Below are 27,000 nucleotides of genomic sequence, written 5' to 3' on the forward strand. Positions count from 1 at the left end.
TCTTTACTATAAGCCTGTTGTTGTCATTTTGAGATGCTGAATTAACAACCCATCTATTGCAGCTGAGCCAAAATTATTTGACGGAGCTGTTGCTTTTACAGGAGCTACTGTTGGAATTCCACCATTAGGATTAAGTATTGGGTCTCTAGGGCTCGTAATATTAATATTATTAGAATATGTTGTTCTGTCTACATTTTTCCAAGCATCAAATGCCTGCCAATTTTGATTAAAATATCTCCAACTATAGCCTTGACAAGAACCTAACCAGTTTGTTCCGCCACTGCAATAACGTTCATATCCTGTTGTCCAATTACGATTCTGTTGTTGAACTTGTTTATACTGTTGATCATTAACTACCGTTCCTGACTGCAAAGCACCAAAAGAAATACCAACTGCTTCTGCACCACTGTAAGCCGTTAGCTCATTTTTTGCTGAGTTATAAACTGTTGAACCAATTGTAATACTACTATGCGTTGCACTTGATCCTTGATAATTATTTGAAAGTGAAGTTACTGTTCCTGAAGGGTGTTCTCCACAATAATGAACATTACATGTAGAACCATAATAACCACCATTAAATTGCCAAGCCGAAGGATCAGAAGCCGTTACAGGTCGTGAGTAATTTGTGTAGATTTTTTTATAAATACTCTCTTTATTTGGAATACGTGCAATTTCTAATGATACATTGCGACCATCGTCAGCTACTCCTAAAACAAGAGGTTGATACAAAGATCCCAATACAAGGTTGGTGTTAAGATTATAGATATAAATAGCACCATCATTCACAGATGGCTCTCTAAATACAGGAGCTGTTCCGCCATTGATAGCTGGTGTTGTCAAGATATTACTATCTGTTGTTTCTTGCGTGCCTATACGTAATATTTTACCCGTCGTCGGAGCTCCCCATGTTGTAGTCGTGCGACTTGTTCGGGTTAATATTCGTTCATTTTGAATACAATCACCACGTGAAAAAGTTGATAAATTTCTTGCATCAGGACTTGTACCACTAACACCGCACCCACCTGAAGATGCAAAAGCAGGGGCAGCACCAATTGTAGCTAATGCAGTTGGAACTGTATAAGTATTTGTAGCAACAGGACTTGCTTCCACCCATACAGCATTTGCTGTTGCTGTTGCACGTAATGTATCACTTGGTCCGCTATTTAATCGTAGTATTCCATTTAAACCTAAGGTTTCATTGTAGAACTTACTCATTCCACCTGTGTTATTTGAACCACCTAACGTTTGAAATATTTGGATGCGGCTACCATTAATTCCGAAACCATCCCATACAGCATTCAATCGAAGTCGATTTGCTCGTGTATTTGTACTATCCGTTGTACCATTCAACTCGCCAAGGTTAAATTGATTACCTGTTGCTGCCATATTTTCTGCAACATTTGGGTTACGAACAAAAGCATCAGCCCATAACCCTAATTTTAAGTTATATGCATCTGCTCCATCTATAGCATTAGTTGGTAGCACTTTATTGAAAAGAGGTGCTTCCAGAGCCAAATACGTTACTGCCCCTGTATCCGTATTTCTAACAGGTGTTGTTCCAGATACATCATCTGGTGTAAAAGTTGGCACTCCGCTTTCCGTAGCTACTTTTAATATCCAAGGGTTAGTTGCCGTTCCCCAACTTGTAATCCCAGAAGTGTTATTAAAACGGTTATTAGCATTCCCATTAGCTTTAGATAAAGCCAAACCATATAAAAACAAGTCCGCCTTGCCTACAGCTCTATCTAGCGAACTAACAATACCATCTTTATTTGTATCAAGTGATTTTTGAGTCAAAGGCCCTACAGGAATATATCGAATGTACCCGGTATCAGTAAAATTTAAAGGAGTACTTCCATTCGCTAATGGATTCTCTGCTCCATTAAAACGAAAAGAAAAATCCCGAGGTAAAAAAGCAATCCCTTCACCAGTGGTTTCACTTAAAACATCATCGGAAATTTCTTGTAGTGCGAAAATAGATTGACTTACGCATAAGCTAATGAAACTTGCTAAAACAGTTCTTTTGAACAAAACCGTAGAAGTTAATCTAGTCATCTTGACCTTCCTATTACCTGATGCTCCGCATCATCATTCTTTTTCTAACATCCTTTTTTGAGTGATGCCCTACAAACTATAGGAAAACCGTATTTACGCTTCACTCAAATGCAGACAATCTGCCTACATAATCTCACTCTTCATTATGCTGATAATTTACACAAAAGCAAAATAATTTAGGTAAATGGTGTATTTTCCGATGAGTGAAAGAAAAGAGGATGCTTTTTAACTTTTCTATAGTAATGATTTTTATCTGCTTATTAATTTTCCATAAAGTAAAATTTCAGCATCTGTCAAATTCAGATCATTGTTGCAAAATGTAATTGCCGAATTAAACTATAGTTAAGCTATGATTGCCACTACTGTGTGCAAAACCCTTCTCGACGCTTCTCAGATAAAATCAGGCGCTAAATTCACAACTAAAACCGCCATCCAATGCCAAACTGCAATCTTGGTTGCTGATCCTTGTCGCTTTTCGCTGCTGAAGTATTCCGCCATGCAAGTGTCGCATTATAGTCGAAATCTTGATAGCCACCGCCAAAACCAATCCCTGTGCTTGCCAAAGCGCGGATATTTTTATCACTAAGATATGGATTTTTATTTTGCTGTATTCGTCCAACATCTTGGAATAAATAAGTATTTAGCCATGGTGTTAGTTGATAATAAAAATTAATTGATGCCCCCCAACCTTGATCTCCAAGTCCTTCTGCTGCTGGATAAGCACGCATTTGGTTCAAGGAAAATTTCTCGGCGGAATCGAGGTTCTTAGATGCAAGTTGTCCATATAACTCACTGGTCAACCATGAAGATGCTGTTAATCTTTGCTGTCTGGAAAGCTTAAGTTCATATTTATTGAAACTGCCTTGGGTCTTTGCAGATAAGCGATCTATATTTAAGGCTGATGGGCTTTGTGCGTTCAGATTGCCAATCGTCGTGATCAACTCAAATTGATTAATACCACCTTTGACATCTCCAATTCCCCAATCATCCATTCGGCTAAAACTGAGTGAGATCCGACTCGCCTCTATCTGTTTGGATGTCTCTGTATTCGTGGCCGCAATTTTATCAAATAACTTTCTTTTTTCAGCCAACAGCTTCAAATTCAAATTAGTCTTTTGACTTCGGATCAATGGATAAATGAGGTTTACATTATAGTTTTCAGAAGTTCCTGTCGCATCTAATTGCTTAAATTGTTCACCCAGTTCATATTCAGTTCTACTATAACCACCGCCCAGCCATAGACCCGTTCCTGTTACAGGAAACCGAGCATTTAAACTACCTGAAAGCAAGTCTTGATTGCTTCCGAGTAATTGAGCAGATAGCTTCTCTCCATATCCCAATAAACTATTACTTTCGAGATAGCTTGAAAGTCGATATCTACCTGTATAACTACTTCCAGAGTTATCAATACTAATTCGTCCGAGCCAAGTTGGCTGTCCTAGAATATCCAAAACAAGATCAGTTTGCCCAGTCTGTTCACCAGCCTGTAGGTTTGCCTGAATTTGCCCGACACCTGCTAGGTCTGAAATAAGTAGCAAGGTCTTATTACTTTGCTGTTGTTGCAACGCCTGATGATGAGGAATTTGATCGGTAAAGCGCTTAATGGTTGTATCTTTGATTTTAGACTGGTTATTTAAAAGAACTTGACCGAGTTGTCCTTCGAGTACTCGGATCACCAATATTCCATTTTCTAATTTTTGTTTGGGGAGATAGGCTTTCGCCAGAAAGTAACCCTGCTTTCTATAATATTCAGTAATTTTTTCTGCACCAAGCTGTAAATCAGCTAATACATTGTTTTTATTTTCCAATGGTTTGACTAAATCATGTAAAACCCCAGTGGCAATTTGTTGATTCCCTTCTATCTGGACTTTTGTGATCCAAATAGGGGTTTGATCCTGACTGTAATTTTGCTGCGATAAATCAGCGCCAAAGTACTGTTGGTCTGTTTTTGGTGTTTCTTTGAATTGTTCAGGACTTAATTGTTTAGTAATAGTACCACTATTAGGTATAACGACTTCTGCATGAACAACAGTAGAAGCAACGACTAGAATACTAGCTCCTCTCATTATTTGAAGAAGTATTCTATTGTGCATCCCTGCTTGGTTACTTAAATAAAATTTCATTATTTCTCTAAATTTAATCAATATCTTATTGTTTAAGACCAGAAGCTTCAGCCTGATGTGTGCTGAGAAAACAGGAGGTTTTAACTTGGTAAACTATAGACACTCATCAGGAGTTTACCATGAGCAAGAAACAGAAGACTTACACCGCAGAATTTAAAGTTGAAGCAATAAAATTGATTGAAGCCAATCAAGGCAATGTATCGGAAACAGCCAGACAACTTGGCATTTCAATGCAAACTCTTTCAAATTGGAATAATAAAGCAAAGACTGGCACCTTAGCAGGCACTAAACAATATTCACCTGATCTAAATGCCTTACTCGAAGAAAATAAAAAGCTCAAACAACAGCTCAAAACAGCTGAAATGGAACGTGAATTTCTAAAAAAGGCAGCAGCGTACTTTGCGAAAGAAAGTCAGTAAGGTACGCCTATATGAAACAGCAAAGACATTTATTCCCGATTAGCTTTATGGCTAGATTACTTCACGTTTCAGTGTCACGATTTTATGATTGGCTAAAACGAGGCATGAATAAAAGATTGGTTCAGCGAAATCAACAGACAATTTTGGTCAAAATAGCTCATGAGGAAACTAAACAAAGCTATGGCTATATTCGATTAACTAAGCATTTACAAGCGCAAGGTATCAAAATCAGTACGTATGCTGTACGTCAAATAAAAAAGCTCAACCAGCTGTATTGTAAGCGTCATAAGCGTTTCAAAAGAACTACGAAGAGTGATCATAATCGAGCGATCTACGCAAATTTACTAGAGCAACAGTTTTCAATGACTAAGCCCAATCTTGCATGGTCAAGCGATATTACATACATTTGGACTGCTGAAGGTTGGTTATACTTGGCAGCAGTAAAAGACCTGTACACGAAACAAGTGGTTGGCTATAGCTTAAATGAGCGTATGACCGCACAACTTGTTTGCAATGCACTGACTATGGCGATTCGTAATCAAAAACCAACGAAAGGCTTAATTGTTCATTCGGACAGAGGCAGCCAATATTGCAGCCATGAATATCGAAAGATACTGGAAAAATGTGATTTTCAAGGTTCAATGAGCAAACGTGGGGACTGTTACGATAATGCACCGATTGAAAGTTTCTGGGGCATACTCAAGAATGAATTAGTGCATCATTGCAACTATAAAACCAGAGATGAAGCTAAAGCAGATATTACAAAATACATTGTGTTATTTTATAATCAGCGAAGAATTCAAAAGAGTTTGGATTTTAAAACGCCAAATCAAATAGCAGAGAACTTTTATCGGTTAGCTGCCTAGCATATCCCAAGTGAAAGTCTCCTGCTAATTCAGCACATATCACTTCAGCCTCTGGTCTTATATTCTAATAATGTCTTTTCGTCTTAATGATTATAGCGAAGCCATGGGGTCGTATTATCCTCATCAATCACCCACATCGAGCTTGAGTTTGGATCGGAAACATCGGCAATATCCCATCCTGCAAAGGTCAGGATTTTTTGCAGTTCTGCTGTGGTCTTTCCAATACCACCTGCGCTGCTAGATTGTCCTGATGTTTCAGTATTCCAATAGCTATTCGTAACTCCCCCCCCATAGAGGCTATGTTCCCCAATGAGTCCCCCGATATGATTTACGCCAGTTATCATGCCATTTGAATAACTATTCTCAACTGTTCCAATATTATATCCAATGAGCCCTCCAACTGAAGTTTCACCTTCCACCGTACTGGTTGAATATGAATTCGTTACAATACCGCCATTATTATTTCCTACTAAACCACCTACATTGCTATTGCCTTTGACTCGGCCAGTCGCATAACTGGCATTGATAATATTATCTGGTGCATTCCCTCCAACAAGGCCACCTATATGCTGGCTTTGAATGGCATCACTTGCAATCACATCACCTGTTGCGTAGCTATTATTAATATATAATCTAGGGGTTCTAGTAGAATAACCACTATTACGGACAACAGTGGCTCCAACTAATCCACCTAAGCCCGTTAAACCACTCACGTTGCCTGTGGCATAACTACGATCGATATGATGCAGACTATTTTCCTGAGCCATCAAAAACCCCACTAAACCACCTGCACCGAAGAACCCTAACTCTGGATGCCAATTCCCATTTACATAGGTACCAGTTAATATATTCCCTGTTGCATAACTGTTATAAACACCTTGTCCAGTACCGACTAAGCCCCCTACCCCGAAACCACCTGTACCATTGGGATCAAGGTTTTGTTCTTCCTCTAGCGTCATAGATAAATCTGCTAAAGAAATATTGCCTGTAGCATAACTATCGTAAACGGGAAGGAGACTTACCCCAGCCAACCCTCCCACATTTAATATTCCTTTAACCTGTGCTTCTGAATGGCTTTGGCTTATTTTACCCAAGCTGGCATTAATATTTTGCCCACCAGCTACACCGACTAAACCTCCAACATAATATAAACCATGGACTTGGCCTGTACTATAGGCATTTTTAATATTGCCACCAAAATGTAGGCCAGTGAGAGCTCCCATATAAGCATGGCCTTTTATTGACACATTGGTAAGACCTACATCCCTTAATTCACTGCCATAGGTAATGCTAAATAATCCTTGAGGAGTCGCAACCTGATCATTGATTGGTCCCCCATGTAGTTGTGGTTGATTAATGGTTAAAGCATCAATTTTGTGCCCTAGGCCATGAAAGTTTCCTTGGAAAATTGGAGTTTCTGGAGGTAAGCCACCTTCAGCTTGTTGTAGAATATCTCCATCGACTTTTACAGGTAACTGACCAATCGCATCAAAACCTTTCCCATTATTCCAACTCACCGTATCAGAGGCATCAATATTGCTGCCCAAGGCATAATTCCCTTTCAGGTTATTATTCATCCCTTGCAAGGTATTGATATTGGCATCTCCTTCCTCACCTAGGTCATTGATCACAATATAAGAGGTACCATTGATCAACAACGTCGGTGATGAACCACTAATATTAATCTTGGCACCATTATTTAAGTTGTAATCCGATCCTACTCCATAGTTCATGGCAAGCTTGGCTTTATCTCCACTTAAATCCAAATCACCATTAAAATTAATATCTTTGTTTGCTGTTAATGTCAGTGCGGTATTAGCATTCCAACTGCTTGCATCATTGATATTAATATTGCCTTGGCCTTCTGCTGTACCCATCGCATTCAAAGTGACATTGCCTTTATTTAAAGCATCACCCAAGGTGGTACTGCTCACACTGCCACCAAAGAAATCGACATCGACATTTTTAGCTTTCAGCTCCCAGCCACTGGTGGTCGGCGGTAAGCTGCTCGTGCTATTTCGCTGTGTCGTAATGTTGGTGCCTGAATTGATGTTTACCTCTGCTGCAGAAGTTTTAATCTGCCCACCATTGCCACCAATTGGCGCTGATGCATCCAATGTCCCGCTGACATTCACGGTACCACTGCTTAAATCACTGCCAAGTTCAATCACGCCACGGACATTATTCACCGTTTGCGCTTGGATCATCCCAACACTATTCACCACCGCATTACTTAAATCATCAATGCCTTTAGCTGTAAGAATCACTTTACCGCCATCCGCTTGAATCATTCCGCCTGAGTTAATCAAGGCCTGTGCTTTACCTTGATTAATGGTGTAACCCAACAAACTACCATTATTTAGATTCAGGGTAATATCACCACCTGCTGCCAATAATACATTGCCCTGCGGTGCTTTGATCGTACCTGTCTGTTTTACTGTCGGGGCAATTAAGGCAACCGTACCACCTGTAGGCACGGTGATTTTGCCGCGGTTCTCAACGCCTTTGTTATTGCTAGTATTGTTAAAATTAAATAGATTGTTATTAAAATCAGCATTACTTAGGTTTAAGGTCGATGCCACCAAACCCGCTGTATTCACCTGTGATGTGCTGCCAAATAGCACCCCATTCGGGTTAATAATAAACACTTGCCCATTGGCATTTAACTGACCGTTTAAGTTTGAAGCACTTGTACCCGTGACGCGGTTTAAGGTAATCGAGCTACTATTCGGTTGCACGAAATTCACAATTTCATTGCTATTGGTGGAAAAGCTACTCCAGTCAATTGCAGCTTTTGCAGTGGACTGGTTAATCGTGGTGGTGGTTCCTGCGGTTGAAATGCTCGCTGTGCCTGAACTCACCACCCCACCAGTTGGTCCCGCAAAAACAATACTTGCACTCAGTACATTTACCGCAAACAACGCTGCTAGTTTTGCTGTATGAGCAACAGAGCTTTTAGATTTGATTTTTGTTGTTGATTGCGTTGCAACAACGCCACCTTTGGCCTTCTCACTCACTGCTTGCCAGCAAAGATGCGTCGTATTCCATACCACTTGATAGATCTTATTCACAATTATCCCACCTGTTCTTAATATTTTAAAAAATTGCGATTTATTTTTAGCATATCTTTTTTATTATTTGATTAATTTATATATTTTCCTGACCAATGGTTAAAACATCATCAAGCGATCGCATAAATCACAGGTGAGTACTTATCTTGAATTTAAGGAGAACAAGAAGTAGAGCGTTTTATTTAGATGGATAAATCTAATTGATTAAAAATAAGGGAATACTAAAAATTTAAGGATTATTATTCGTTAAAACGATACGATTTATGATGATGCGATAAGAATTATATTTCGCTTTTACTGAGAGGGTATTAACCATTGACCCGATGATCAATGGTTAAATTTTTAAAACGATTAAAAATTAAGTCTTCGGTAAGGTCACACCCGTTTGACCTTGGTATTTACCACCACGATCTTTATATGATGTTTCACACACTTCATCGCTTTCAAAGAACAACATTTGTGCAACACCTTCACCCGCATAAATACGCGCTGGTAAATTAGTTGTATTTGAGAATTCAAGGGTAACGTGACCTTCCCACTCAGGTTCCAACGGCGTAACGTTTACAATGATACCGCAACGCGCGTAAGTTGATTTACCCAAGCAAACCGTGAGTACATTACGTGGAATACGGAAGTATTCAATCGTACGCGCTAAAGCAAATGAGTTTGGCGGAATAATACACACATCAGATTCGATATCGATAAAGCTTTTATCATCGAAGTTCTTTGGGTCAACAATCGCTGAATGAACGTTGGTGAATACCTTAAACTCACGTGCACAACGGACATCGTAGCCATAGCTCGATACCCCATAAGAAATCAACTTTTCTCCGTTTTCATCAAAACGAACTTGATTCTCTGCATAAGGTTCAATCATGCCGTGTTTTTCGCTCATTTCACGAATCCAACGATCAGATTTTATTGCCATGACTTTTTATCCATAGACGAAGTTAATAATTGGCGAGTACTTTAACGTAAAATGGTATCAATGAAAACAACAGCACTATCCTGTTATGTGGATAACGCTGTCAAAGTTATAAATTGATCAATGCTGAATAGCTAATTGGGATCGCAAAAGCCATAAGTACGACAGATGCAGTGCGCTGTAATTTTGATTGAGACAACCATACAACTTTATTCTTTGCTAACATTGCACCAACTGAAATCCAGAATAATGCAATTGGCAAAATCAAGCCGACAAAACTGCTCATATGTGCAATATAAATCTCTTGGCTTTTCCATGCTGCAACAGGAAATATCGCTGAAGCAAATAACAATGCTTTAGGATTAAGCAAAGTCGCGCATAACAACTCTCTAGGTCGAATGGTCGGTTGATTTAAAGCTACTTCTTGGTTCGCAGTGCGCCATAATTTAATTGCAAGAAAGACGATATAACCCGCACTTAATAATTTCAAAAAGATAGGCAATGCAGGCAAAGTTATAGAGACTTTACCAATCAGCATGCCCCATGCACTAATTGCGATGATATAGCCAATTGCTTCTGCTGGAATCAATAGTAAAGATTTGCGTAATCCAACTTGAATACCCGAAGATGCCAATAAAGTATTGGTGGGACCAGGAGTCAACAGAATGGTAATGACTAAACCAATAAAGAGCCATGAAATCATTGAATGACCTCACTAGGAGATAGTTTCAGATTAATCCAATTCAGAAGCCATAGCAAAAAATTAACTGTAAACAGTTATGACCAAATGCAAGTTAAACATCTGTTTTATATTTATTTTATGGATTTCAAGCCTACTCTACTCAATAGTCACTGCATAAAAAGCGTCTATTTAAAATACAATAAATGTAAGCTATTCATCTTGGGCTTATTTTTAGTGCAATAATGTCTGACGCGATTTTAAGTTTTCACTAAGTAAATCGTGTTATTTTCTATACAATTTCCTGTTTATCTATCTTATTGGGTCTATTTCCGCGTTTATGCCTAAGCAATTCTTTCACAAGTGGCTGCCTTCATCAGAGAAAGTCGCGAGCTTAAAGCTGATGAAAATTTTTGGCGATCGCGCCTTAAATCCATTGCTTTGGTATGTGAATCGTCGCTCGATTGCAAAAGCCATGTTCATTGGTACCTTCTGGGGCATTCTGCCTGTTCCATTCCATAGTCTGTTTATTATTCTAACGGTATTATTTTTTGAAGTAAATTTACCGATTGGCCTCTGTATGGCGTGGCTCACCAATCCTTTTACCGTGGTGCCAATTCTGTATTTAGGCTTTTGGTTTGGGACAAAAATTTATCACGTCAATATGATAAATAAAGAGATGTTGCTTGGAGTTCTACATCAAATTTTAAACTGGATTAAGAACTTTGGGCATGGTCATATAGATTTTAGTTTGGCTAAAATTTTAGTTTCAGGTCTAATCATTGAAGCTGTTTTATTTGCCATTTTATTTTATCTAGCGACTCACCTGATGTGGCGCTGGATCGTGATTCGCAGCTGGCGCAAACGAGAAAAACAACAGCGAGAAGAAACCATTTAAATGATTTCTTCTCGATCACATTAATTATTTAGCCTCTGCTTTCGCCTTCATATATTGCTCAGCGACCTCAAGTGCATAGTCCTGACACGCTTCGCCTGTTGCAGGGTCATAAGCACCATTATTGGTAATATTATTCGATAAGATACGCACCCCAAGGAATGGTACTTTGAACTGTTGCGCAATCTGCGCCACTGAAGCAGCTTCCATTTCCTCTACAGAGGTTCCGTATTTGGTATGGAAAAAGTTGATACGATCAAGTTCATTATTCCAGGTATCTGCTGAACCGATGGTGCCTTCGACCACTTGTCCTTTGCTGTAATGCACTTTAGCTTTATAAGCGGCGACCAGTAATTCCTTATCCCCTTCGAATTTACGAATCGCAATCGGTTCTGGATCAGATTCATCCTCTGGTAATACATCAAATGCTTCATTCCACTCCAGTGAATTAGAACCACCGCCAATTGGCTTTTTTGGGGTTTTAAATGCACCGATATTGGTGGTGTATTTGCCTAATACAATATCAAACACCTTTAGGTCTGGATCGTGTCCACCCGAGGTTCCCTGATTGATAATTGCAATCGGTTGATAATGCTGAATTGCAATGGCTGTCGCTGCGGCCGAGTTGCTCATCCCCATCCGGGTTTTAGAGATCACCATTGGATAACCTTTATAGGTGCCTTTCCAGAATTTCCAGCCGCCGATGGTTTCTACACTGACATTTTCTAGTTTTGATGCCATTCGCTCTGATTCAACCGGCAATGCGCCTTGGATCACAATCGGCTGTAATTTTGGCTTTTCCTGTACTTGGTTATTACTATTTGAAGAATTATCTCCATTACAGCCACTTAAAACTAAAGCTGCGCAAACACTGACAATACTCATCAGGCTTTTAAATTGCATCATTGATCTATACTCAAAAATCAAAACAAGTGATAAGCAAGCAACATACCATTTTTTATTTTTTTAATTTATTTTTAAAGCGTAAAAATAAAAACTTATTTTAATCAAACAGTAAAAACCCAGCATGCTATGCTGGGTTTTTAAGCATTTTAGAAGATACGCTTATCGTCTTTCTGGCGTTTTGGTAACTTCTCCATTTGTTGCAACACTGCTTGTGCAATATTGAGATAGCTGTCTGCGGCTGCATCTTTTGCGATCACACTTGGTGTGCCTTTATCTGCATGTTCACGAATTTTAGCATCTAAAGGTAAATGACCGAGCAAAGGAATATGATATTGCTCAGATAGCTGATCACCACCACCTGTACCAAAAATTTGCTCTTCATGACCGCAATTTGAACAGATATGCGTGGACATATTCTCAATGACACCGAGTACTGGAATATTCACTTTATTAAATAATTCAATACCCTTGGTTGCATCCATCAACGCAACATTTTGCGGCGTGGTGACAATCACTGCACCTGTTACAGGAATACGTTGTGCCAGAGTCAGTTGAATATCGCCTGTACCAGGTGGCATATCTATCACCAGTACATCTAGATCAGGCCATAAAGTCTGATTAAATAGCTGCATCAATGCACCTGTTGCCTTTGGCCCGCGCCAAGCCACAGGCGTATTATGCGCACCAATTAAATGCCCAATCGACAATACCGCCATACCATAAGCATCTAAGGGTACGAAGTGTTCATTTTCAATCTGCGGCGTTCTGCCTGCATTACCCAACATAGTTGGGATACTTGGTCCATAGATATCGGCGTCCAACACACCGACTTTTAGACCCAATTGCTGTAGCGCGAGTGCAAGGTTGACCGTGGTCGTTGATTTACCCACCCCACCTTTACCCGAGGAAACCAGAATCACATTTTGAATGCGTGGATGCGCAGCCACATCACGTTGTTGTGGTGCAGCTTTTTGAATTGGCGGATTATTCTGATCGGCTTCCGCTTTAGGTGAAGCATCCATGACTGGCGGTAAATTGCTATTTTCTGCTTTTGGCTTCGATGAACAGCTATGACCTGCTTCACCATGCGCGGCATGTTTTTGTTGGATAATATGTAAGTTTAGCTCTTGGATACCGCATTTTTCCAAAGCTTCAGCCAACTCATCATGAATCTGCTGTAAGTGATCTTTTTCTTGCGGGAAAGTATTAATCGTGAGTTGTAAAATACGGCCTTGTACATTCACTTGGCTAATGCGTTCTTTTAGCGCATTGTCTGAATGTGGCAGTACATAATTTTGTAGAACTGTTTGAATCTCGTCTTCCTTCACTTCTTGCGCTGGTGAAAAAACAGATTTTAAGGAAGAAAGCCACGACATTTTGTTTACTCCAAAAACAGATCAACATTTCACTGAGTTTGGTTAGTTTAGCAGTATTGAAGAATCGACGCTCATATCAAAGTAGATAATTGCTCATTTTTTATAGCAACTTTTCTTCTCAAGATATGAGCATCACTTATTTAGCGTTTATACAACATTTAACCTTTAAACTTATTGATCGTATCTGTTGCAGCTTTCTTTAAATCATCCAGCTTATGGCTTGCTTGAGCTTTTAAATCATCAAACTTTGCAGCAGCTTCATCTTTCAACTCAGAGGCTTTGGCTTTGGCATCATCCAATTTATGGCCAGCTTCTTCTTTAAAGTGATCAAACTTATCTTGAACTGTATGTTGGGTATCTTCAAGTTTGGCTTTAAGATCATCCACTTTAGATGAAACTGCCTCTTTACCTTCTGCATTTTGCTCAGAGATATCTTTCTTTAAATCATCAAGGTCTTTTTCGCCTTTTAACTTTAATTCCTCTGCGGAATGTTTTAAGTCATCCACTGCTTTTTCACCTTGTAGCTGAGCTTCTTTCGCTTTGTATTTTAAGTCATTACCCAATTCTGCGGCTTGGTCTTTTAATTCATCAAGTTTTTCATTTGTCATGGTATTTCCTCACTATAGGTAAAAACGTATTGTTTGGATCAGTCTTAGTTATACCGTGTTTGGAAGATTTTTTTGTCCATTGCTGCAAATTGAAACAAATGAAATACAGGAAGATTCAAATAATTGCGGATTGATAAAGCTTTTAATTTTCAGATATAAAAATCATATAAATGAATAACATCCCATTTATTCAACAAAATCAGATTTTAGAATCTCATACAGTACATGCCAGCTTAAAGGATGCTCTGAGGCTAAAGCGGGATGCTGAAACTCAGACACTTTTTTCATCTGTAATTTTCGCATCACTGTTTGTGATTTGGTATTTTCCAAAGTGGTGAAGGCAACCACTTTATCCAGTTTCAATTGATCAAAAGCAAATGCGAGCGCAGCTTGAGCAGCTTCTGGTGCATAACCCTGCCCCCAATAGGCTTGATCGAGTCGCCATCCGATTTCCACACAAGGTGAAAATGAAAATTGTGTCGGTTGATCATGTAAACCTGTAAAACCAATAAATTGCTGGTTGTGTTTTAATTCAACCGCCCAAAAACCCCAGCCTTGTGTGTCGATAATTGATTTCATTTTATCGATCATGGCATCACTTTCTGCTCGAATCAGGAGTTTAGGAAAATACGCCATGACTTGTGGATTGGTGCTCATTGCAGCAAAGAGTGCATAGTCCTTTGCTTGCCACTGTCTTAAACGCAGTCGAGCTGTTTCGATCATTTTTACAACCAATAAATTTGTATTAAAAACTATTAACAATATAAGGAGATAGTTCGGATATACTTCCGCAATATCTCAATCATAGACCTCGTTGTCAGAATTACCTAATATGAATGAAAATGAACTTTTAGAAATTCAGCATGAACTTCAGGCTCAAGAAAAACGTTTGAAGTACATTCTTTCCAGTAAAAGACGAATCCAGAAAATGCTTCTTTCTTTTGAAGCAGATTTGGCTGAACAATTAATTCCAGCGATTCATCAAAATAGTGATGATAATGCACCGATTGAAAGTAGTCTGGCGCTAACCATTTGCTGGAAATTTTCTAAAGCCGAGTTTCCTAAAACTGAACATTGGTGTAGTGAACTCAGCATTACTGAACTTGAAATCAAAGATGAATTTAGTGTTGCCTTAAAAGCACAGGCTTGGTTAGGTATTTTGGGTAGTGATGAACTTTGGCAAACGCCGATGTTTGCTGAAATTACCCTTGATCCTAAAACAGATCGTTTAAAGAGCTACCACATCCATTTCCTATCCAAAGGAAAGATTATCTCTTTAAGAAAGAATTCAAAGCACAGCGTTACTGTTAAACAAATGCAGAGTATGTAATCCTTCGGGGTGCATACTTTTTTCCCCCTAAATCCTCTCAAGTTGATTTAAGTCGCGATACTTCTTTTTGCACATCAAAACATAACAACTATTGGCACTGATACAGCCCACTGCAAGTACAGGCAAAACTGCAACAAAAATGAAAAGACTCACGGCCAAGGTTTCTAAATCGAAGCCATTAACCTGATCTTCAAACAAAATCATCAGCACTAAGCACATCCACCCTGTAAAAAAGACCAGACTAACTTTAAAAAACTGCACAAAATCAAAAATTTTGCTGGGTAACTTCAATATTGATAAAACAATGACGTAGAAGATAAAAGCAAGAACAATCAGAAATGGTGTGAGATACAGCATCACTTGCATCGCGTTGCTGACCACATGCAATAAATGGTTCTGTTGAAAATTTAAGAACAAACAATACGGAATCACAAAACTAAAAACCGATGCCACACTTGCGCAAAAAGATGCACAAAGCAAATGCCAAGACCTCATTGTTATTTCCTTTCTTTATTGAGCATGCAGCCATTATCTGTAAAGGAAATGTGTTTTGATTGAAGTACAAGTGAAGCTTTAATGAAGTTCTAGAATAACTAAAAATAGAGCTTGAAAAGATTTCACTGAATCCCTTGTGCAAGTCAGCTTCAAGTCATGTAAAATCATCTGCCTTGCAAATACGAATGAGAGAACAATATCCGTGCGTAAAATTTTAGTCACCAATGCCCTACCTTATGCCAATGGTCCTATCCATATGGGTCACTTACTCGGTTATATCCAAGCAGATATTTGGGTTCGTGCGATGCGTGCAATGGGCCATGATGTGACTTATGTATGTGCGGATGATGCTCACGGTACAGCAATCATGCTACGTGCCGAAGCCAATGGGATTAGCCCAGAACAACAAATTGCCAATGTTCAGAAAGAACATATCCGTGACTTTGATGGTTTTGGCGTACATTTCGATCACTATGATTCAACCAATAGTAACGAGAACAAAGCACGTTCTGAAGAAATCTATATTAAAAACCGTGAAGCAGGCAATATTGCAATTCGTCCTGTTACTCAGTTATTCGATCCTGAAAAAGGCATGTTCCTGTCTGACCGTTTCATTAAAGGCACATGCCCGAAATGTAAAGCGGAAGATCAATACGGCGACGCTTGTGAAGTGTGCGGTACAACCTACAATGCCACTGAATTAGAAAACCCGCGCTCAACATTAAGTGGTGCGACCCCTGTTGAGAAATCATCAGATCACTACTTCTTTAAATTGCCGAATTTCTCAGAATACTTACAGAAATGGACCCGTGACCAAGGCCGCCTGCCTGTTTCGATTGCCAACAAACTAGACGAATGGTTTGAAGCAGGCTTATCTGATTGGGATATTTCACGCGATGCGCCTTATTTCGGTTTTGAAATTCCAGATGCACCAAACAAATATTTCTATGTTTGGGTCGATGCACCGATTGGTTATATGTCGAGTTTTGAAAACTACATCAAAACTAAACGCCCTGATCTAAGCTTTGATGATTTTTGGAAAAAAGACAGCAATAAAGAAGTCTATCACTTCATCGGTAAAGATATCGTTTACTTCCATGCGCTGTTCTGGCCTGCAATGCTTGAAGGTGCTAACTACCGTACCCCATCAGGTTTATTCGTGAATGGTTTCTTGACGGTGAATGGTCAGAAGATGTCGAAGTCTCGCGGGACTTTCATTAAAGCTGAAACCTATTTAGAGCATTTGAATCCTGAATATTTACGTTACTACTTTGCATCTAAGCTTTCTGACAAAGTTGAAGATTCAGATTTGAACCTAGACGACTTCGTTCAAAAAGTGAATTCTGACCTTGTGGGTAAAGTGGTGAATATTGCTAGCCGTTGTGCAAAATTCATTAACACCAACTTCAATAATACTTTGTCAAATACATGTGCAGAGTCTGAACTGGTACAAAGCTTTATTGATGCAGGTGATTCAATCGCACAAGCTTATGAAGCACGTGAATTCTCTGCTGCAATCCGTGAAATCATGGCTTTGGCTGACCGCGCGAATCAATATATTGATGAGAAAAAACCGTGGGCACTTGCGAAGCAAGAAGGTCAGGAACAACAAGTTCATGATGTGTGTTCGGTGGGTATTAACTTATTCCGTCAACTTGCGATTTACTTGGCTCCAGTCCTACCAACGCTTGCTGCACAGGTTCAAGCCTTCTTACAGCTTGAAAGCTTTGACTTTGCATCACGTCAGCATATCTTGGTTGGACATGAAATTTCTCAATTCCAACCATTGATGCAACGTGTTGATGCTAAAGCTGTTGCGGCAATGGTGGATGCCTCTAAAGACTCTTTAGCTGCTGCGGCAGAAGCGCCAAAAGTAGAGAAGAAAAAAGAAAAGAAAACCGAGAAGAAGCCTGAGCCAAAAGTAGGTGAAGCTGAAATTATCGGTATCGAAGATTTCATGAAGGTTGATCTTCGTGTAGCAAAAGTATTGGAAGCTGCCACTGTAGAAGGTTCTGATAAATTGCTGCAATTGACTTTAGATGTCGGTGAAGCTGAACCACGTAATGTGTTTAGTGGTATTCGTGAGTTTTATCAGCCAGAAGACCTAAAAGACAAGTTGGTGGTGATGGTGGCAAACCTTGCGCCACGTAAGATGCGCTTTGGTATTTCTAACGGTATGGTACTTGCCGCGGGTAATGGCGAAGGTGTTTGGGTGATTTCACCTGAATCTGGCGCTAAACCGGGTGATAAAGTGTCTTAATCGAATATATGACTAGGCTTCTTCGGAAGCCTTGTCATATTGTCACAATCATTTAATAAATGTTTTTATGCATGTTGTATTTTTTGCATGAATATAATCAATTTTACACTCATAAGTTAAAGCATATTCCCCTTCCAAAAAGCTTGTTAGATCAGTTGGTAGAGTTTCCTGCTCTATAGGTACAATAGATTCAAAACCAAAATCATCAATAATACGATTATTTTCACTAAATGCTTGAGTTTCACTTTGACTTAATTCTTGATGATCATTTCTCCACATAATCATCATGGATGCTTCATTAACACCATCTTCTCGTTGCTGCATATATAGAAGATCAGTTTTTAAAATTTTATTCCGGTTTTTTAGAGTGAATTGGCGGACTTCTTCTAAATTTGTCTTTTTTTCCTCACAATCACATGGTAAAGCATCACTTGTTATCTTAGCTTGTAACCAATAATTTTGAATATTTAAATAAAAAAGCATGGTCTTTGGATCATATACAATTTTATTCAACTTAAGATTTATGTGTTTCTTTTGGGTTAAAAAATTTGTACAAAGCACGCCCTCTTTATTTTTTACTAGCTTAAATTCACTCGTTACGTCCTGTGTCAAACTTTGCTTTTTTTCAGGGTCTAAATGAATAAATATCTTATCCACATTTGCCTTAAAATTTTTATCATATCGACCATCTTTATCTAAAGCTTCAAACACATTGGTTTCAGCCCCATAAATTTCCTGCATTTGTTGAGGATATTTTTCTCGGCAATCTACAAAAAGTAATTGTTGAGAAATGAGCATTTTTAAAAATGTATCTGGATCAGCTACTCGTTCAGCAAAAACAGATTTACTTAAAAAAATTATGATGAAAATGATAAATATATTTCCATGATAATTTAATATTTTACAAAGCACAAAATTCTCCATTTTCTAATATTTTATTGATCATTAAACCTTAGTCATAAGTTATTTCTAATTTAGATTTTCTTGTAGAATTAGATGAAGGTAAGCTATTCTCATCAAATGCATAAATCTCCAGATAATCTTTATCTGCAAAAATAAAGTCCCTATAGGAATTTGATTTAACTTTTTTCTAAATAGCTCAAAATTTTGTATTGAATCCCGACCGGCACATAAACTTAGATTTTTTTAATTTTGTAGCCAATCGAAGCCTGTATTTAATCTTATACATATTTTTCTTATCACCCGAGCCTTTCTTCTGTTTTCAGACGTTTGAAATGGAATGTCTGTGGCATCTATAACCACAATATTCTATCGAAAAAAACAGATGAAAAAATCCATCTCATGTGCTAAAAAATAGACAATTCAACTAATTTTGAGAATATTTATAAATGAAAAAAATGCTGGCTTTGGCTCTATTGGGTTCATACTTCCCCCTACTTACTCATGCAGAAACAAGTAAAACTCTGCCAGTCATTGAACAACAAAAACAGGTTGAGGGCTACTACCAACACCAAGTCGGTGATGTACAAATTACAGCCCTGCTTGATGGCACTAACTTTATGTCACCAAACTTGTTTAAAGATATTTCGCAGCAACAAGTCCAACAAATCTTGAAAAAGTACTACGCTGATCAAGACAAAGGCGTACAGACCTCAGTCAATGCTTTCCTTGTCAATACTGGAAAATCACTGGTTTTAGTCGATAGCGGTGCAGCCAGTTGTTTTGGTGCGCATTTAGGCTCGATTCTAAAAAACCTAGAGGCTTCAGGCTACAAACCTGAACAGGTCGATACCATTTTACTCACGCATTTGCATCCAGACCATGTGTGTGGCATCAGTAAAGATGGTGTTGCTAACTTCCCCAATGCAACTGTGTACGTTTCCAGTGATGAAGCCAATTATTGGCTAGATCCAAAACAGGCGGCTAAGCTTCCAAAAGATAAACAAGCGGGTTATGAAGGAACCGTGAAGCACATTAAACAGGCCATTGCACCGTACCAAGCCAAACAACGCTTTAAGACCTATAAACTCGGTGATGAAATTCAGGGTTTTAAAGTGATTAACACCGCGGGACATACGCCCGGTCACTTTAGCTATGAGTTAAAAACCAAAGGTGAAAGCGTGGTGTTTATTGGAGATATCGTGCATTCACACACCGTGCAATTTGATAAGCCCGAAACTGCGATTGAATATGATATTGACCCGAAAAAAGCAGTTGCAACCCGTTTAAAACAGTTTGCTGATTTCGCTAAAAACGGACAAACCATTGCTGCTCCCCATTTGCCTTTCCCGGGCATTGGGCATATTTATTCTGCTGATGGAAAAAGCTATCAATGGATTCCAGTGCATTTTAAAGATTAAGCTGCGTGCGCTAATTCTAGGCAATAAAAAAGCGACCTTCTCGGTCGCTTTTTTCTACGGCATCATTTCATGCCAAAGATCAGCTTTAATCCGAGCAAGGTCATCACCCCACCCGCGATGCGATCAAATATCGATTTAGACTTTAAATAAACTTTACGTGGGCCTTCTGCTGACAGTGCCACTGCAACTAGCGAATACCAACCTGCATCAATAAAGAAACACAGCATTGGCAACACCACATAGTAATAACTTGGAATGTCTTTCGGTAATAAGGCGGTAAAAATACTGGCAAGGATAATCGCAATTTTCGGGTTACTTAACTGGGTAATTAACCCTAAACGAAAGGCTTGTGCATAGCTCATGCGATTCACAGTGCCATTGACTGTTTCCATCGGTTCTTTGGCATGTTTGATAATTTTATACGCCAGCCAAAGCAAGTAAAGACCACCAAATATTTTAAGTGCGATATAAGCAGAAGGTACGGCTAATAAAATTGCCTGTAAACCCATAACAGCAAGCAAGCCAAATAAAGCTGCACCCGTCCCTGTTCCCAAAGCTGTGAAAAGTCCATGCTTACGAGAAATCGCAATTGAGTTTTTAGCCACATAAATAAATGTAGGACCCGGGCTGATTGCACCCAACATTAAAGCCAAAGCAATTGAGCCTAAAATCAATAACGATGCCAAGTGAAACCTCTAGATTAGAATAATTTTCAAATATTAATTTTACTGAAAAAGCATCGCCAGAAGATATAAAAATTTTGACTAATCTCAGCAATTTTTGTGAGCTTTAATCAACAGAAGTTGATTAGAAAGCTATAAGCTAGAGCAAAGACTCAATTTACAATGAATATCAAACACTTAAAAATAGCATATTCATCTCCGTCATGGATCGAGTATCCGATTTTTCTATAAAACTAATTTTATGATCAAAATTTGTCATCCATTTTAGTGTAACTTTCATTTATTTTTAGCTATTTAAATCCCATAATAAATTTATGGAATTAAATTCATTTTCATCAATAACGATAACCGAGGCACATTAGATGCAAACTAAAAAATTGAAAAATTTAGACCCTTCACAATCACATCTGTGGATTATTGGCGGCGGTATTGCTGGTATGGCGGCGGCAGCCTTTGCCATTCGTGATGCCAAAGTCCCTGCCCAACACATTCATATTTTAGAAGAACTTGAGGTCTCAGGTGGTTCAATGGATGGTGGCCATAACCCACTCAATCCCAATCATGCTTGGGTGACTCGTGGTGGAAGAATGTTGACCGATGAAACCTACCTCTGCACATGGGATCTGTTCTCCAGCATCCCCTCACTGGAAGATCCAAACATTTCTGTCCGTGAAGAATGCCGTGAATTTAATGACAAGATTAAAACCCATGCCCAAGCCCGTTTAATCGATGCGAACCATGTCATTGCAGAAGCCGAAAAGCTTGGCTTATCCACCTTAAATCGTGCGCAGATGCTACGCCTATTGGCACTCAAAGAAGAACGGATTGGCAGCCGTCGTATTGATGAATTTTTTGATGATGCATTTTTCCAGAGCAATTTTTGGCGGATGTGGCGCACCACCTTTGCCTTTCAGAAATGGCATAGTGCAGCGGAATTACGCCGCTATTTCTTACGTTTTATTCAGGAATTACCCCGCATTCATACCTTGGCTGGGGTTAAGCGCACCAAATACAATCAATATGATTCGATGATTTATCCATTACAACGTTGGTTAGTCGAGCAAGGTGTGGATGTGCGATTTGGTACTTATGTCACCGATGCTGATTTTATTGAAGATGAGCAAAGCAAACAACGTAAGGCAAGCAAGCTTTATCTGAATCTCCCAGAAGGGACTGAACAGATTGCATTAGGTGAACATGATCTCGCATTATTTACCTTAGGTTCGATTACAGCCGATTCACGTTATGGCGGTCAAAATGATGTGCCTGCCTTAATTCGTGATCGACAGGATCATGGCTGGCGCTTATGGGAAACCCTTGCACAAAAAGCACCTGATTTTGGTCGCCCAATGACCTTTAATGGCAATATCGACGAACATAAATGGAAATCCTTTACCCTGACTCTGCATGATGATGTCCTGCTTAAACGCATCATTGATTACACTGGCAATGAACCGGGAACGGGTGCACTGATGACTTGGTTTGAATCAGGCTGGCATTTATCCATCGTCGTGCCTGCACAGCCACATTTTGCTGATTTACCTGAAGGCAAATTTACCCTATGGGGCTATGGTTTTGAAATTGACCATATCGGTGACTACATCAAAAAACCAATGAGTGAAGCCACTGGGCAAGAAATTGTGATTGAGTTAATTCATCAACTCGGGTTCGACGATATTCTGGATCATGTACTGGCACATAGTGACATTACTACCGTGATGATGCCCTATGCTTCTGCCCTGTTTGCTTGTCGTAAAGCGGGCGACCGTCCCTTACTGATTCCAGAAAATGCCGTTAATTTTGCTTTCTTGGGTCAATTTGTGGAATTAGAAGATGATGTGGTGTTTACCGTGGAATATTCCATCCGTGGTGCCATGCTCGCCATTTATCAGCTTTTAGGCGTAGACCGTGAAGTTCCTGAAATCTACAACGGTCTGCTCGACCCTAAAGTCGGTTTAAAAGCCTTAGAAACCGTGTTTCACTAAATCCGTCTGAATTATTAAAATGAAGTAGATCTTGATGATCTACTTCAACTGCCCTCATCGGGCAAGAACCAAATACAACACTTCACTGCTGAACGAACCATCTGCTTGAATGCGATAATATTGCTGGGTTTGATCAGATGCCTTTTTCTGTAAATCACGAATGGTCTGAACTGCATATTCAGGGGTTTGCATCCGCTCTGTCCAACTCTTGAACTCTAAATCTAAATATTGCTTTTCAACGCTCTCGATCCTAAAACCTGCACATTCAGCAAAGCGCGTCCATTCTTGTAAACTATAATTGCGTACATGACTTAGATCTCGAATGGTTTCAATAGTCTGAAAGAAGGTATCCATCACTGGATTTGAGTGCCCTAAAATATCGACAATAATCACCTTGCCTTGCGGCGCCAATACACGGCGAATTTCCGCAATCGCCTGCGCGACGTTGTGCCAATGATGTGCTGAATAGCGCGTAATCACACAATCAAAGCTTTGATCTGCAAAGGGTAAACTCTCGGCAGCACCTTGCTGAGCAATCACATTATTCAAGCCCTTTTGCTTGGCCTGTTGTGTCACCAATTCCACCATCGACGGCGTTAAATCATATGCGGTGACTTCATCGGTAAATGGTGCGATTTGATAGCTGACATGGCCACCACCACAACCTAGGTCCAACACGGTTTTAAATTGATGGGACTGGATCAAGTGCTGCATTTTTGCAAACTCAACACCTTGCGCATGCACCGCACTGTTTAAATAGGCTTGGGATTTATCTTGATATTGCTGTTGATTAACTTGATGCTGGGTATTCATATTCTTATCCTTGCGGTGTCGGTCTATATTTAAAATAGCCAACACCGATCAAAAATAAAAATGATCATTTTTAAATAAATTAATAAAAATAAGTTATTAATTATAAGCCAATCAAACTGGCAGCAACATTGATCGCAACCGCCAAAATTACGGTATTAAAAATAAAGGCCAACACACAATGAAAAATATTCAGATGCCTGAGTTCTGAGCTGGTAATCGAGACATCGGCCGTTTGTGCAGATGTCCCAATGATATAGCTAAAGTAGATAAAATCGAGATAATCGGGCTGATCTGTTTTAGGAAAATCTAAACCTGCTTCATGATGACGACTTTTGGCAAGGTAGTAATCATGGGCATAATGAATCGCAAATAAAGTATGCAGTAATAACCAAGTTGAAAAAATCGTGCCGATGGTCAGTAAAATCAGGGCACTTTTTAAAATAGGCTGATCTTTAGGCACATGTCCCAATTGCACCACAATCGAAATAAAGCAGATCACAATGGCAACGAGAACGACGGTCAAGATCATCCACTTGCCTTCATCCTGTTGCTTAGCACGTTGTAAAATATGGGTGGCGTCCAAATGCCACATCATTTTCAAGGTCAGAAATAAATACAGCCAAATGGCAATATTCCAACCGAGCTGTAAGCAGGTTGCCCAATGCCATTGGGTAAAAAAATGTAAAGCCGCAAAAATCAAAAGCCCTAAAGAAAAAGTCGCAGACAAATATGGCCGATACTTTATTCCTTTTAGCAACCGCGGGATGAATCCTTGCATTTTTTCACCTGTTTGTATTTTTTATGCATGAGTAATTTACCCTTATTTTTTAACACTGTATGGCCTTAGAAAAATCACTCGGAACGGCGATTTTACCGAAATTAAACAAAATAAAGTTTCTCAGCATATTTACTTCGGACAAAAATGTCCGTTTAATTCATCTTATCTCCCAAGAAATTTTTATCATGGCAAAACGTCAGCAATTGGCAGCGCATAATCGTGATGAACTTCTGAATGCTGCTGAAGAAATCTTCCGCAAGCAAGGGGTTCATGTGCCTTTACAAGCCATTATTGATCATGCTGGCGTGGGACGTGCAACCTTTTATCGTAATTTTGCAGATCGTAAAGCCTTGATGACGGCATTACTGGAACGTGCCATTGAACGTTTGGAACAACGTACGCTTGCCTTACAAGACTTTGATGATGGCTTTATTCGTCTCATTGAAGGTCATATCGAACAACTGCCCCATCTGGTGGTTCTTATTGATTACTGGCGCATTATTGATCGGCAAGACCCAATCATGCTAAACATTTATGAACGGCGTGATAAAGCACTGCAACCTTTGATTGATCGCGCTATAAAACACAAATTGTGTCGTCCAGATTTAACGCCACACGATTTTGCCATGATCACAGCGATTTTGGGCTCCTCATTTCAAGGACATCATGCCTCTGATCAAGTGCGCTTAGCCAAACGAGCAATAGAATTATTATTAAACGGCATTAAAGTTTAGTTCGAGGAATAATATGGATAAAAGCCCTCGCTATCTAGAGACTCCTCCAGATTGGTCTGCAGATGAGCGCCCAACCTTACCGGGCTCGCCTGCTGCAATCGCACATGCCCGACCAAAACGCTTTGCTTATTTTTTTATTGGACTGTTTATATGTATTGCAGCCAGTTTAAGTAATGGTTTTATCGTTGCCAATTTACCGATTTTCCAAGGTGAATATGGCCTAACCCCATCACAAGCAGCATGGCTGCCTGCAGCCTATGTGATGGCCAATGTCAGCTCTAACCTGATTCTGTTTAAAGCTCGCCAACAATATGGTTTGCGCTTATTTTCAGAAATTGGTCTGTTGGCTTTTATCGGTGTATTGGTTTTACATATTTTTGTTCAAACCTATGAAGTTGCCTTATTTGTGCGGTTTATTGCAGGTTTGGCAGCCGCACCTTTAAGCTCGCTAGGTATGTATTACACCATGCAAGCTTTTGGTAAGGCGGATATGGCCAAAGGGATTTATCTGGCCTTTGGCTTTCAGCAACTTGGTCTACCCTTGGCATGGATCATCTCACCTTTTCTGCTCAGTGCCAATCAGTGGGATGTGATCTATACCTTTGAATTGGGTTTGGCAATTTGTTGTTTTGCCATGGTAGTGGCTTTAAAACTGCCACGCAGCCTACGCTTGGAGGTATTCGAGAAGCAGGACTTCTTTACCTTTGCCTTGCTTGCACCCGGTTTTGCCTGCCTGTGTATCGTACTCACCCAAGGCCCGATTTTATGGTGGTTCAATAGCCCTTGGTTAGCCTATACCTTAATTGTGGGTTTTTGTTTAATTGTGTTGGGACTCACTTACGAACACTTTCGCAGCAATCCACTGATTATGACCCGTTGGTTAGCCGCAGGTGATCTACTTAGCTTTGTGGTCAGTGCCTTCGCCCTACGCTTACTCATGTCAGAACAAAGCTATGCCGCGGTCAATTTCCTTAAGACCATGGGCATGGGGCCCGACCAGTTTGTACCACTGTATGTGGTAATCTTCTGCGGCACCATTGCAGGTTCTGTATTTAGTGCGCTGACCTTTCATCGTGAACGGCTGATTCTGAATTTATTCCTTGCCGAAATCCTGATTTTGATTGCTTGTGCGCTGGATTATCACTTGACCAGTGATGTGCGTCCTGCCAACTTTTATCATAGTCAATTTCTAGTCAGCTTTGCAGGTGGTGTGTTTATCGGCCCACTGCTGCTGATGGGCTTTATGCGTACCCTACAACGCGGCCCGCAATATGTGGTGACCTTCATTGTGCTGTTTTCAGCAACACAGAATTTTGGTGGTTTGGTCGGCTCCTCCTTTTTCAACACCTATCAGCAACGCCATACCTATGATTATAAAGTCGAGATCAATAGCAATCTTGATCCAACAAATCCGATTGTGGCACAGCGTTTACAGGCCTATCAGCATAGTGCCATGGTCAGTAGCAATGATCCTGTTTTGCAAAATAACCAAGCGTTGCAGAACCTAAATAAAGTGGTCACCCGTGAGGCTCAGGTACGTGCCTATAACGATGTAATCGTATTAAACGGTATTTTTGCGGTGGTGTTATTGCTGTGGGGTCTATTTAAATATGCACGGGATAAATACAAAACCCGAAAAAATCTGCAAGCAGCCAGTTAGTCCTTTTTGATTGAGAAA

At 39.7% G+C, this 27,000-nt stretch carries 22 protein-coding genes; 8 read left to right on the forward strand and 14 right to left on the reverse strand.

The genetic code is table 11. From position 1 onward, the window contains the following. Positions 1 to 6: 6 nt before the first annotated feature. The gene (locus tag F896_RS04920; RefSeq protein ID WP_016164576.1) at positions 7 to 2,055 is read right to left on the reverse strand and encodes a hypothetical protein; all 2,049 of its coding nucleotides are present in this window, start codon (positions 2,053 to 2,055) and stop codon (positions 7 to 9) included. A gap of 419 nt (positions 2,056 to 2,474) precedes the next feature. Further along, on the reverse strand, positions 2,475 to 4,178 hold the full coding sequence (locus F896_RS04915) for a ShlB/FhaC/HecB family hemolysin secretion/activation protein (protein WP_016164577.1): 1,704 nt from the start codon (positions 4,176 to 4,178) through the stop codon (positions 2,475 to 2,477). Positions 4,179 to 4,297: 119 nt separating this feature from the next. Between F896_RS04915 and F896_RS04905 the strand changes: the two genes are divergently transcribed. Beyond that, positions 4,298 to 5,463, forward strand: a protein-coding gene (locus F896_RS04905) for an IS3-like element ISAba21 family transposase (RefSeq protein WP_085940850.1) whose coding sequence is annotated in 2 segments (ribosomal slippage) — positions 4,298 to 4,556 and positions 4,556 to 5,463 — 1,167 coding nt in all. Because the reading frame shifts where the segments join, the coding sequence is not laid out codon by codon here. A gap of 83 nt (positions 5,464 to 5,546) precedes the next feature. Here F896_RS04905 and F896_RS04900 read toward each other — a convergent pair. The 3 genes from F896_RS04900 to F896_RS04890 all read right to left on the reverse strand — a co-directional run bounded on the left by F896_RS04900 (position 5,547) and on the right by F896_RS04890 (position 10,162). Further along, positions 5,547 to 8,534, reverse strand: a complete 2,988-nt coding sequence (locus tag F896_RS04900; RefSeq protein ID WP_016164578.1) for a two-partner secretion domain-containing protein — start codon at positions 8,532 to 8,534, stop codon at positions 5,547 to 5,549. A gap of 358 nt (positions 8,535 to 8,892) precedes the next feature. Beyond that, positions 8,893 to 9,462: a dCTP deaminase gene (dcd, locus tag F896_RS04895; protein WP_003653416.1), complete on the reverse strand. Its 570-nt coding sequence runs from the start codon at positions 9,460 to 9,462 to the stop codon at positions 8,893 to 8,895. A 106-nt stretch (positions 9,463 to 9,568) separates the two neighbouring features. Next, a complete protein-coding gene (locus F896_RS04890; RefSeq protein WP_016164579.1) occupies positions 9,569 to 10,162 on the reverse strand; it encodes a LysE family translocator in 594 nt (197 codons plus the stop codon). 316 nt (positions 10,163 to 10,478) lie between these two features. Between F896_RS04890 and F896_RS04885 the strand changes: the two genes are divergently transcribed. Next, positions 10,479 to 11,036: a DUF2062 domain-containing protein gene (locus F896_RS04885; RefSeq protein WP_032858878.1), complete on the forward strand. Its 558-nt coding sequence runs from the start codon at positions 10,479 to 10,481 to the stop codon at positions 11,034 to 11,036. Between the two features lie 24 nt (positions 11,037 to 11,060). Here F896_RS04885 and F896_RS04880 read toward each other — a convergent pair whose 3' ends face one another. The 4 genes from F896_RS04880 to F896_RS04865 form a co-directional block, all read right to left on the reverse strand. Continuing rightward, the gene (locus F896_RS04880) at positions 11,061 to 11,939 is read right to left on the reverse strand and encodes a 5'-methylthioadenosine/S-adenosylhomocysteine nucleosidase (RefSeq protein ID WP_016164580.1); all 879 of its coding nucleotides are present in this window, start codon (positions 11,937 to 11,939) and stop codon (positions 11,061 to 11,063) included. Positions 11,940 to 12,085: 146 nt separating this feature from the next. Next, positions 12,086 to 13,315: an iron-sulfur cluster carrier protein ApbC gene (gene apbC / locus F896_RS04875; RefSeq protein ID WP_016164581.1), complete on the reverse strand. Its 1,230-nt coding sequence runs from the start codon at positions 13,313 to 13,315 to the stop codon at positions 12,086 to 12,088. A 158-nt stretch (positions 13,316 to 13,473) separates the two neighbouring features. Then, positions 13,474 to 13,923 carry a hypothetical protein gene (locus tag F896_RS04870; RefSeq protein WP_016164582.1) on the reverse strand — a complete coding sequence of 150 codons (450 nt, stop codon included), beginning with the start codon at positions 13,921 to 13,923 and terminating at the stop codon, positions 13,474 to 13,476. Positions 13,924 to 14,109: 186 nt separating this feature from the next. Continuing rightward, a complete protein-coding gene (locus F896_RS04865) occupies positions 14,110 to 14,646 on the reverse strand; it encodes a GNAT family N-acetyltransferase (protein ID WP_016164583.1) in 537 nt (178 codons plus the stop codon). Positions 14,647 to 14,755: 109 nt separating this feature from the next. Here F896_RS04865 and F896_RS04860 point away from each other — a divergent pair, with 109 nt between their 5' ends. Beyond that, positions 14,756 to 15,253 carry a hypothetical protein gene (locus F896_RS04860; RefSeq protein WP_016164584.1) on the forward strand — a complete coding sequence of 166 codons (498 nt, stop codon included), beginning with the start codon at positions 14,756 to 14,758 and terminating at the stop codon, positions 15,251 to 15,253. 27 nt (positions 15,254 to 15,280) lie between these two features. On the opposite strand, the gene F896_RS04855 is transcribed toward F896_RS04860, so the two are convergent. Next, on the reverse strand, positions 15,281 to 15,748 hold the full coding sequence (locus tag F896_RS04855) for a hypothetical protein (RefSeq protein ID WP_016164585.1): 468 nt from the start codon (positions 15,746 to 15,748) through the stop codon (positions 15,281 to 15,283). Positions 15,749 to 15,950: 202 nt separating this feature from the next. Between F896_RS04855 and metG the strand changes: the two genes are divergently transcribed. Next, positions 15,951 to 18,008, forward strand: a complete 2,058-nt coding sequence (gene metG / locus F896_RS04850) for a methionine--tRNA ligase (RefSeq protein WP_016164586.1) — start codon at positions 15,951 to 15,953, stop codon at positions 18,006 to 18,008. Between the two features lie 48 nt (positions 18,009 to 18,056). Here the strand turns inward: metG and F896_RS04845 are convergent, their stop codons facing one another. Further along, positions 18,057 to 18,932 (reverse strand): hypothetical protein, encoded by an 876-nt coding sequence (locus F896_RS04845; RefSeq protein ID WP_171069669.1) that lies wholly within the window; start codon positions 18,930 to 18,932, stop codon positions 18,057 to 18,059. Between the two features lie 425 nt (positions 18,933 to 19,357). On the opposite strand from F896_RS04845, the gene F896_RS04840 reads away from it, so the two are divergent. Beyond that, complete coding sequence (locus F896_RS04840; protein ID WP_016164588.1) at positions 19,358 to 20,329, forward strand: MBL fold metallo-hydrolase; 972 nt, start codon at positions 19,358 to 19,360, stop codon at positions 20,327 to 20,329. A 62-nt stretch (positions 20,330 to 20,391) separates the two neighbouring features. Here F896_RS04840 and F896_RS04835 read toward each other — a convergent pair whose 3' ends face one another. Further along, a complete protein-coding gene (locus F896_RS04835) occupies positions 20,392 to 21,015 on the reverse strand; it encodes a LysE family translocator (protein WP_016164589.1) in 624 nt (207 codons plus the stop codon). A gap of 359 nt (positions 21,016 to 21,374) precedes the next feature. Here F896_RS04835 and F896_RS04830 point away from each other — a divergent pair, with 359 nt between their 5' ends. After that, positions 21,375 to 22,997 (forward strand): oleate hydratase, encoded by a 1,623-nt coding sequence (locus F896_RS04830; RefSeq protein ID WP_016164590.1) that lies wholly within the window; start codon positions 21,375 to 21,377, stop codon positions 22,995 to 22,997. A gap of 54 nt (positions 22,998 to 23,051) precedes the next feature. Here the strand turns inward: F896_RS04830 and F896_RS04825 are convergent, their stop codons facing one another. Together F896_RS04825 and F896_RS04820 are read right to left on the reverse strand one after the other, a co-directional pair. Next, positions 23,052 to 23,810: a class I SAM-dependent methyltransferase gene (locus F896_RS04825; protein ID WP_016164591.1), complete on the reverse strand. Its 759-nt coding sequence runs from the start codon at positions 23,808 to 23,810 to the stop codon at positions 23,052 to 23,054. Positions 23,811 to 23,910: 100 nt separating this feature from the next. Further along, entirely contained in the window at positions 23,911 to 24,588 is a 678-nt protein-coding gene (locus F896_RS04820) for a DUF1345 domain-containing protein (protein WP_016164592.1), read from the reverse strand. Positions 24,589 to 24,773: 185 nt separating this feature from the next. On the opposite strand from F896_RS04820, the gene F896_RS04815 reads away from it, so the two are divergent. Together F896_RS04815 and F896_RS04810 are read left to right on the forward strand one after the other, a co-directional pair. Continuing rightward, positions 24,774 to 25,322, forward strand: coding sequence for a TetR/AcrR family transcriptional regulator (locus tag F896_RS04815; protein WP_005205624.1), 549 nt, complete (start codon positions 24,774 to 24,776; stop codon positions 25,320 to 25,322). Between the two features lie 13 nt (positions 25,323 to 25,335). Then, entirely contained in the window at positions 25,336 to 26,982 is a 1,647-nt protein-coding gene (locus F896_RS04810) for an MFS transporter (RefSeq protein ID WP_016164594.1), read from the forward strand. Positions 26,983 to 27,000 lie beyond the last annotated feature (18 nt).

The sequence above is a fragment of the Acinetobacter genomosp. 15BJ genome (genome assembly GCF_000400715.1).
Lineage (GTDB): Bacteria > Pseudomonadota > Gammaproteobacteria > Pseudomonadales > Moraxellaceae > Acinetobacter.

Bases quoted from the DNA above. Each gene is read 5' to 3' on its own strand.
- F896_RS04870 (WP_016164582.1), bottom strand. From the start codon at position 13,923: ATGACAAATGAAAAACTTGATGAATTAAAAGACCAAGCCGCAGAATTG.
- F896_RS04865 (WP_016164583.1), bottom strand. From the start codon at position 14,646: ATGATCGAAACAGCTCGACTGCGTTTAAGACAGTGGCAAGCAAAGGAC.
- F896_RS04860 (WP_016164584.1), top strand. From the start codon at position 14,756: ATGAATGAAAATGAACTTTTAGAAATTCAGCATGAACTTCAGGCTCAA.
- F896_RS04855 (WP_016164585.1), bottom strand. From the start codon at position 15,748: ATGAGGTCTTGGCATTTGCTTTGTGCATCTTTTTGCGCAAGTGTGGCA.
- F896_RS04820 (WP_016164592.1), bottom strand. From the start codon at position 24,588: ATGCAAGGATTCATCCCGCGGTTGCTAAAAGGAATAAAGTATCGGCCA.
- F896_RS04830 (WP_016164590.1), top strand. From the start codon at position 21,375: ATGCAAACTAAAAAATTGAAAAATTTAGACCCTTCACAATCACATCTG.
- F896_RS04880 (WP_016164580.1), bottom strand. From the start codon at position 11,939: ATGATGCAATTTAAAAGCCTGATGAGTATTGTCAGTGTTTGCGCAGCT.
- F896_RS04825 (WP_016164591.1), bottom strand. From the start codon at position 23,810: ATGAATACCCAGCATCAAGTTAATCAACAGCAATATCAAGATAAATCC.
- F896_RS04920 (WP_016164576.1), bottom strand. From the start codon at position 2,055: ATGACTAGATTAACTTCTACGGTTTTGTTCAAAAGAACTGTTTTAGCA.
- F896_RS04840 (WP_016164588.1), top strand. From the start codon at position 19,358: ATGAAAAAAATGCTGGCTTTGGCTCTATTGGGTTCATACTTCCCCCTA.
- F896_RS04815 (WP_005205624.1), top strand. From the start codon at position 24,774: ATGGCAAAACGTCAGCAATTGGCAGCGCATAATCGTGATGAACTTCTG.
- F896_RS04845 (WP_171069669.1), bottom strand. From the start codon at position 18,932: ATGGAGAATTTTGTGCTTTGTAAAATATTAAATTATCATGGAAATATA.
- apbC (WP_016164581.1), bottom strand. From the start codon at position 13,315: ATGTCGTGGCTTTCTTCCTTAAAATCTGTTTTTTCACCAGCGCAAGAA.
- dcd (WP_003653416.1), bottom strand. From the start codon at position 9,462: ATGGCAATAAAATCTGATCGTTGGATTCGTGAAATGAGCGAAAAACAC.
- F896_RS04885 (WP_032858878.1), top strand. From the start codon at position 10,479: ATGCCTAAGCAATTCTTTCACAAGTGGCTGCCTTCATCAGAGAAAGTC.
- F896_RS04915 (WP_016164577.1), bottom strand. From the start codon at position 4,178: ATGAAATTTTATTTAAGTAACCAAGCAGGGATGCACAATAGAATACTT.
- F896_RS04890 (WP_016164579.1), bottom strand. From the start codon at position 10,162: ATGATTTCATGGCTCTTTATTGGTTTAGTCATTACCATTCTGTTGACT.
- F896_RS04810 (WP_016164594.1), top strand. From the start codon at position 25,336: ATGGATAAAAGCCCTCGCTATCTAGAGACTCCTCCAGATTGGTCTGCA.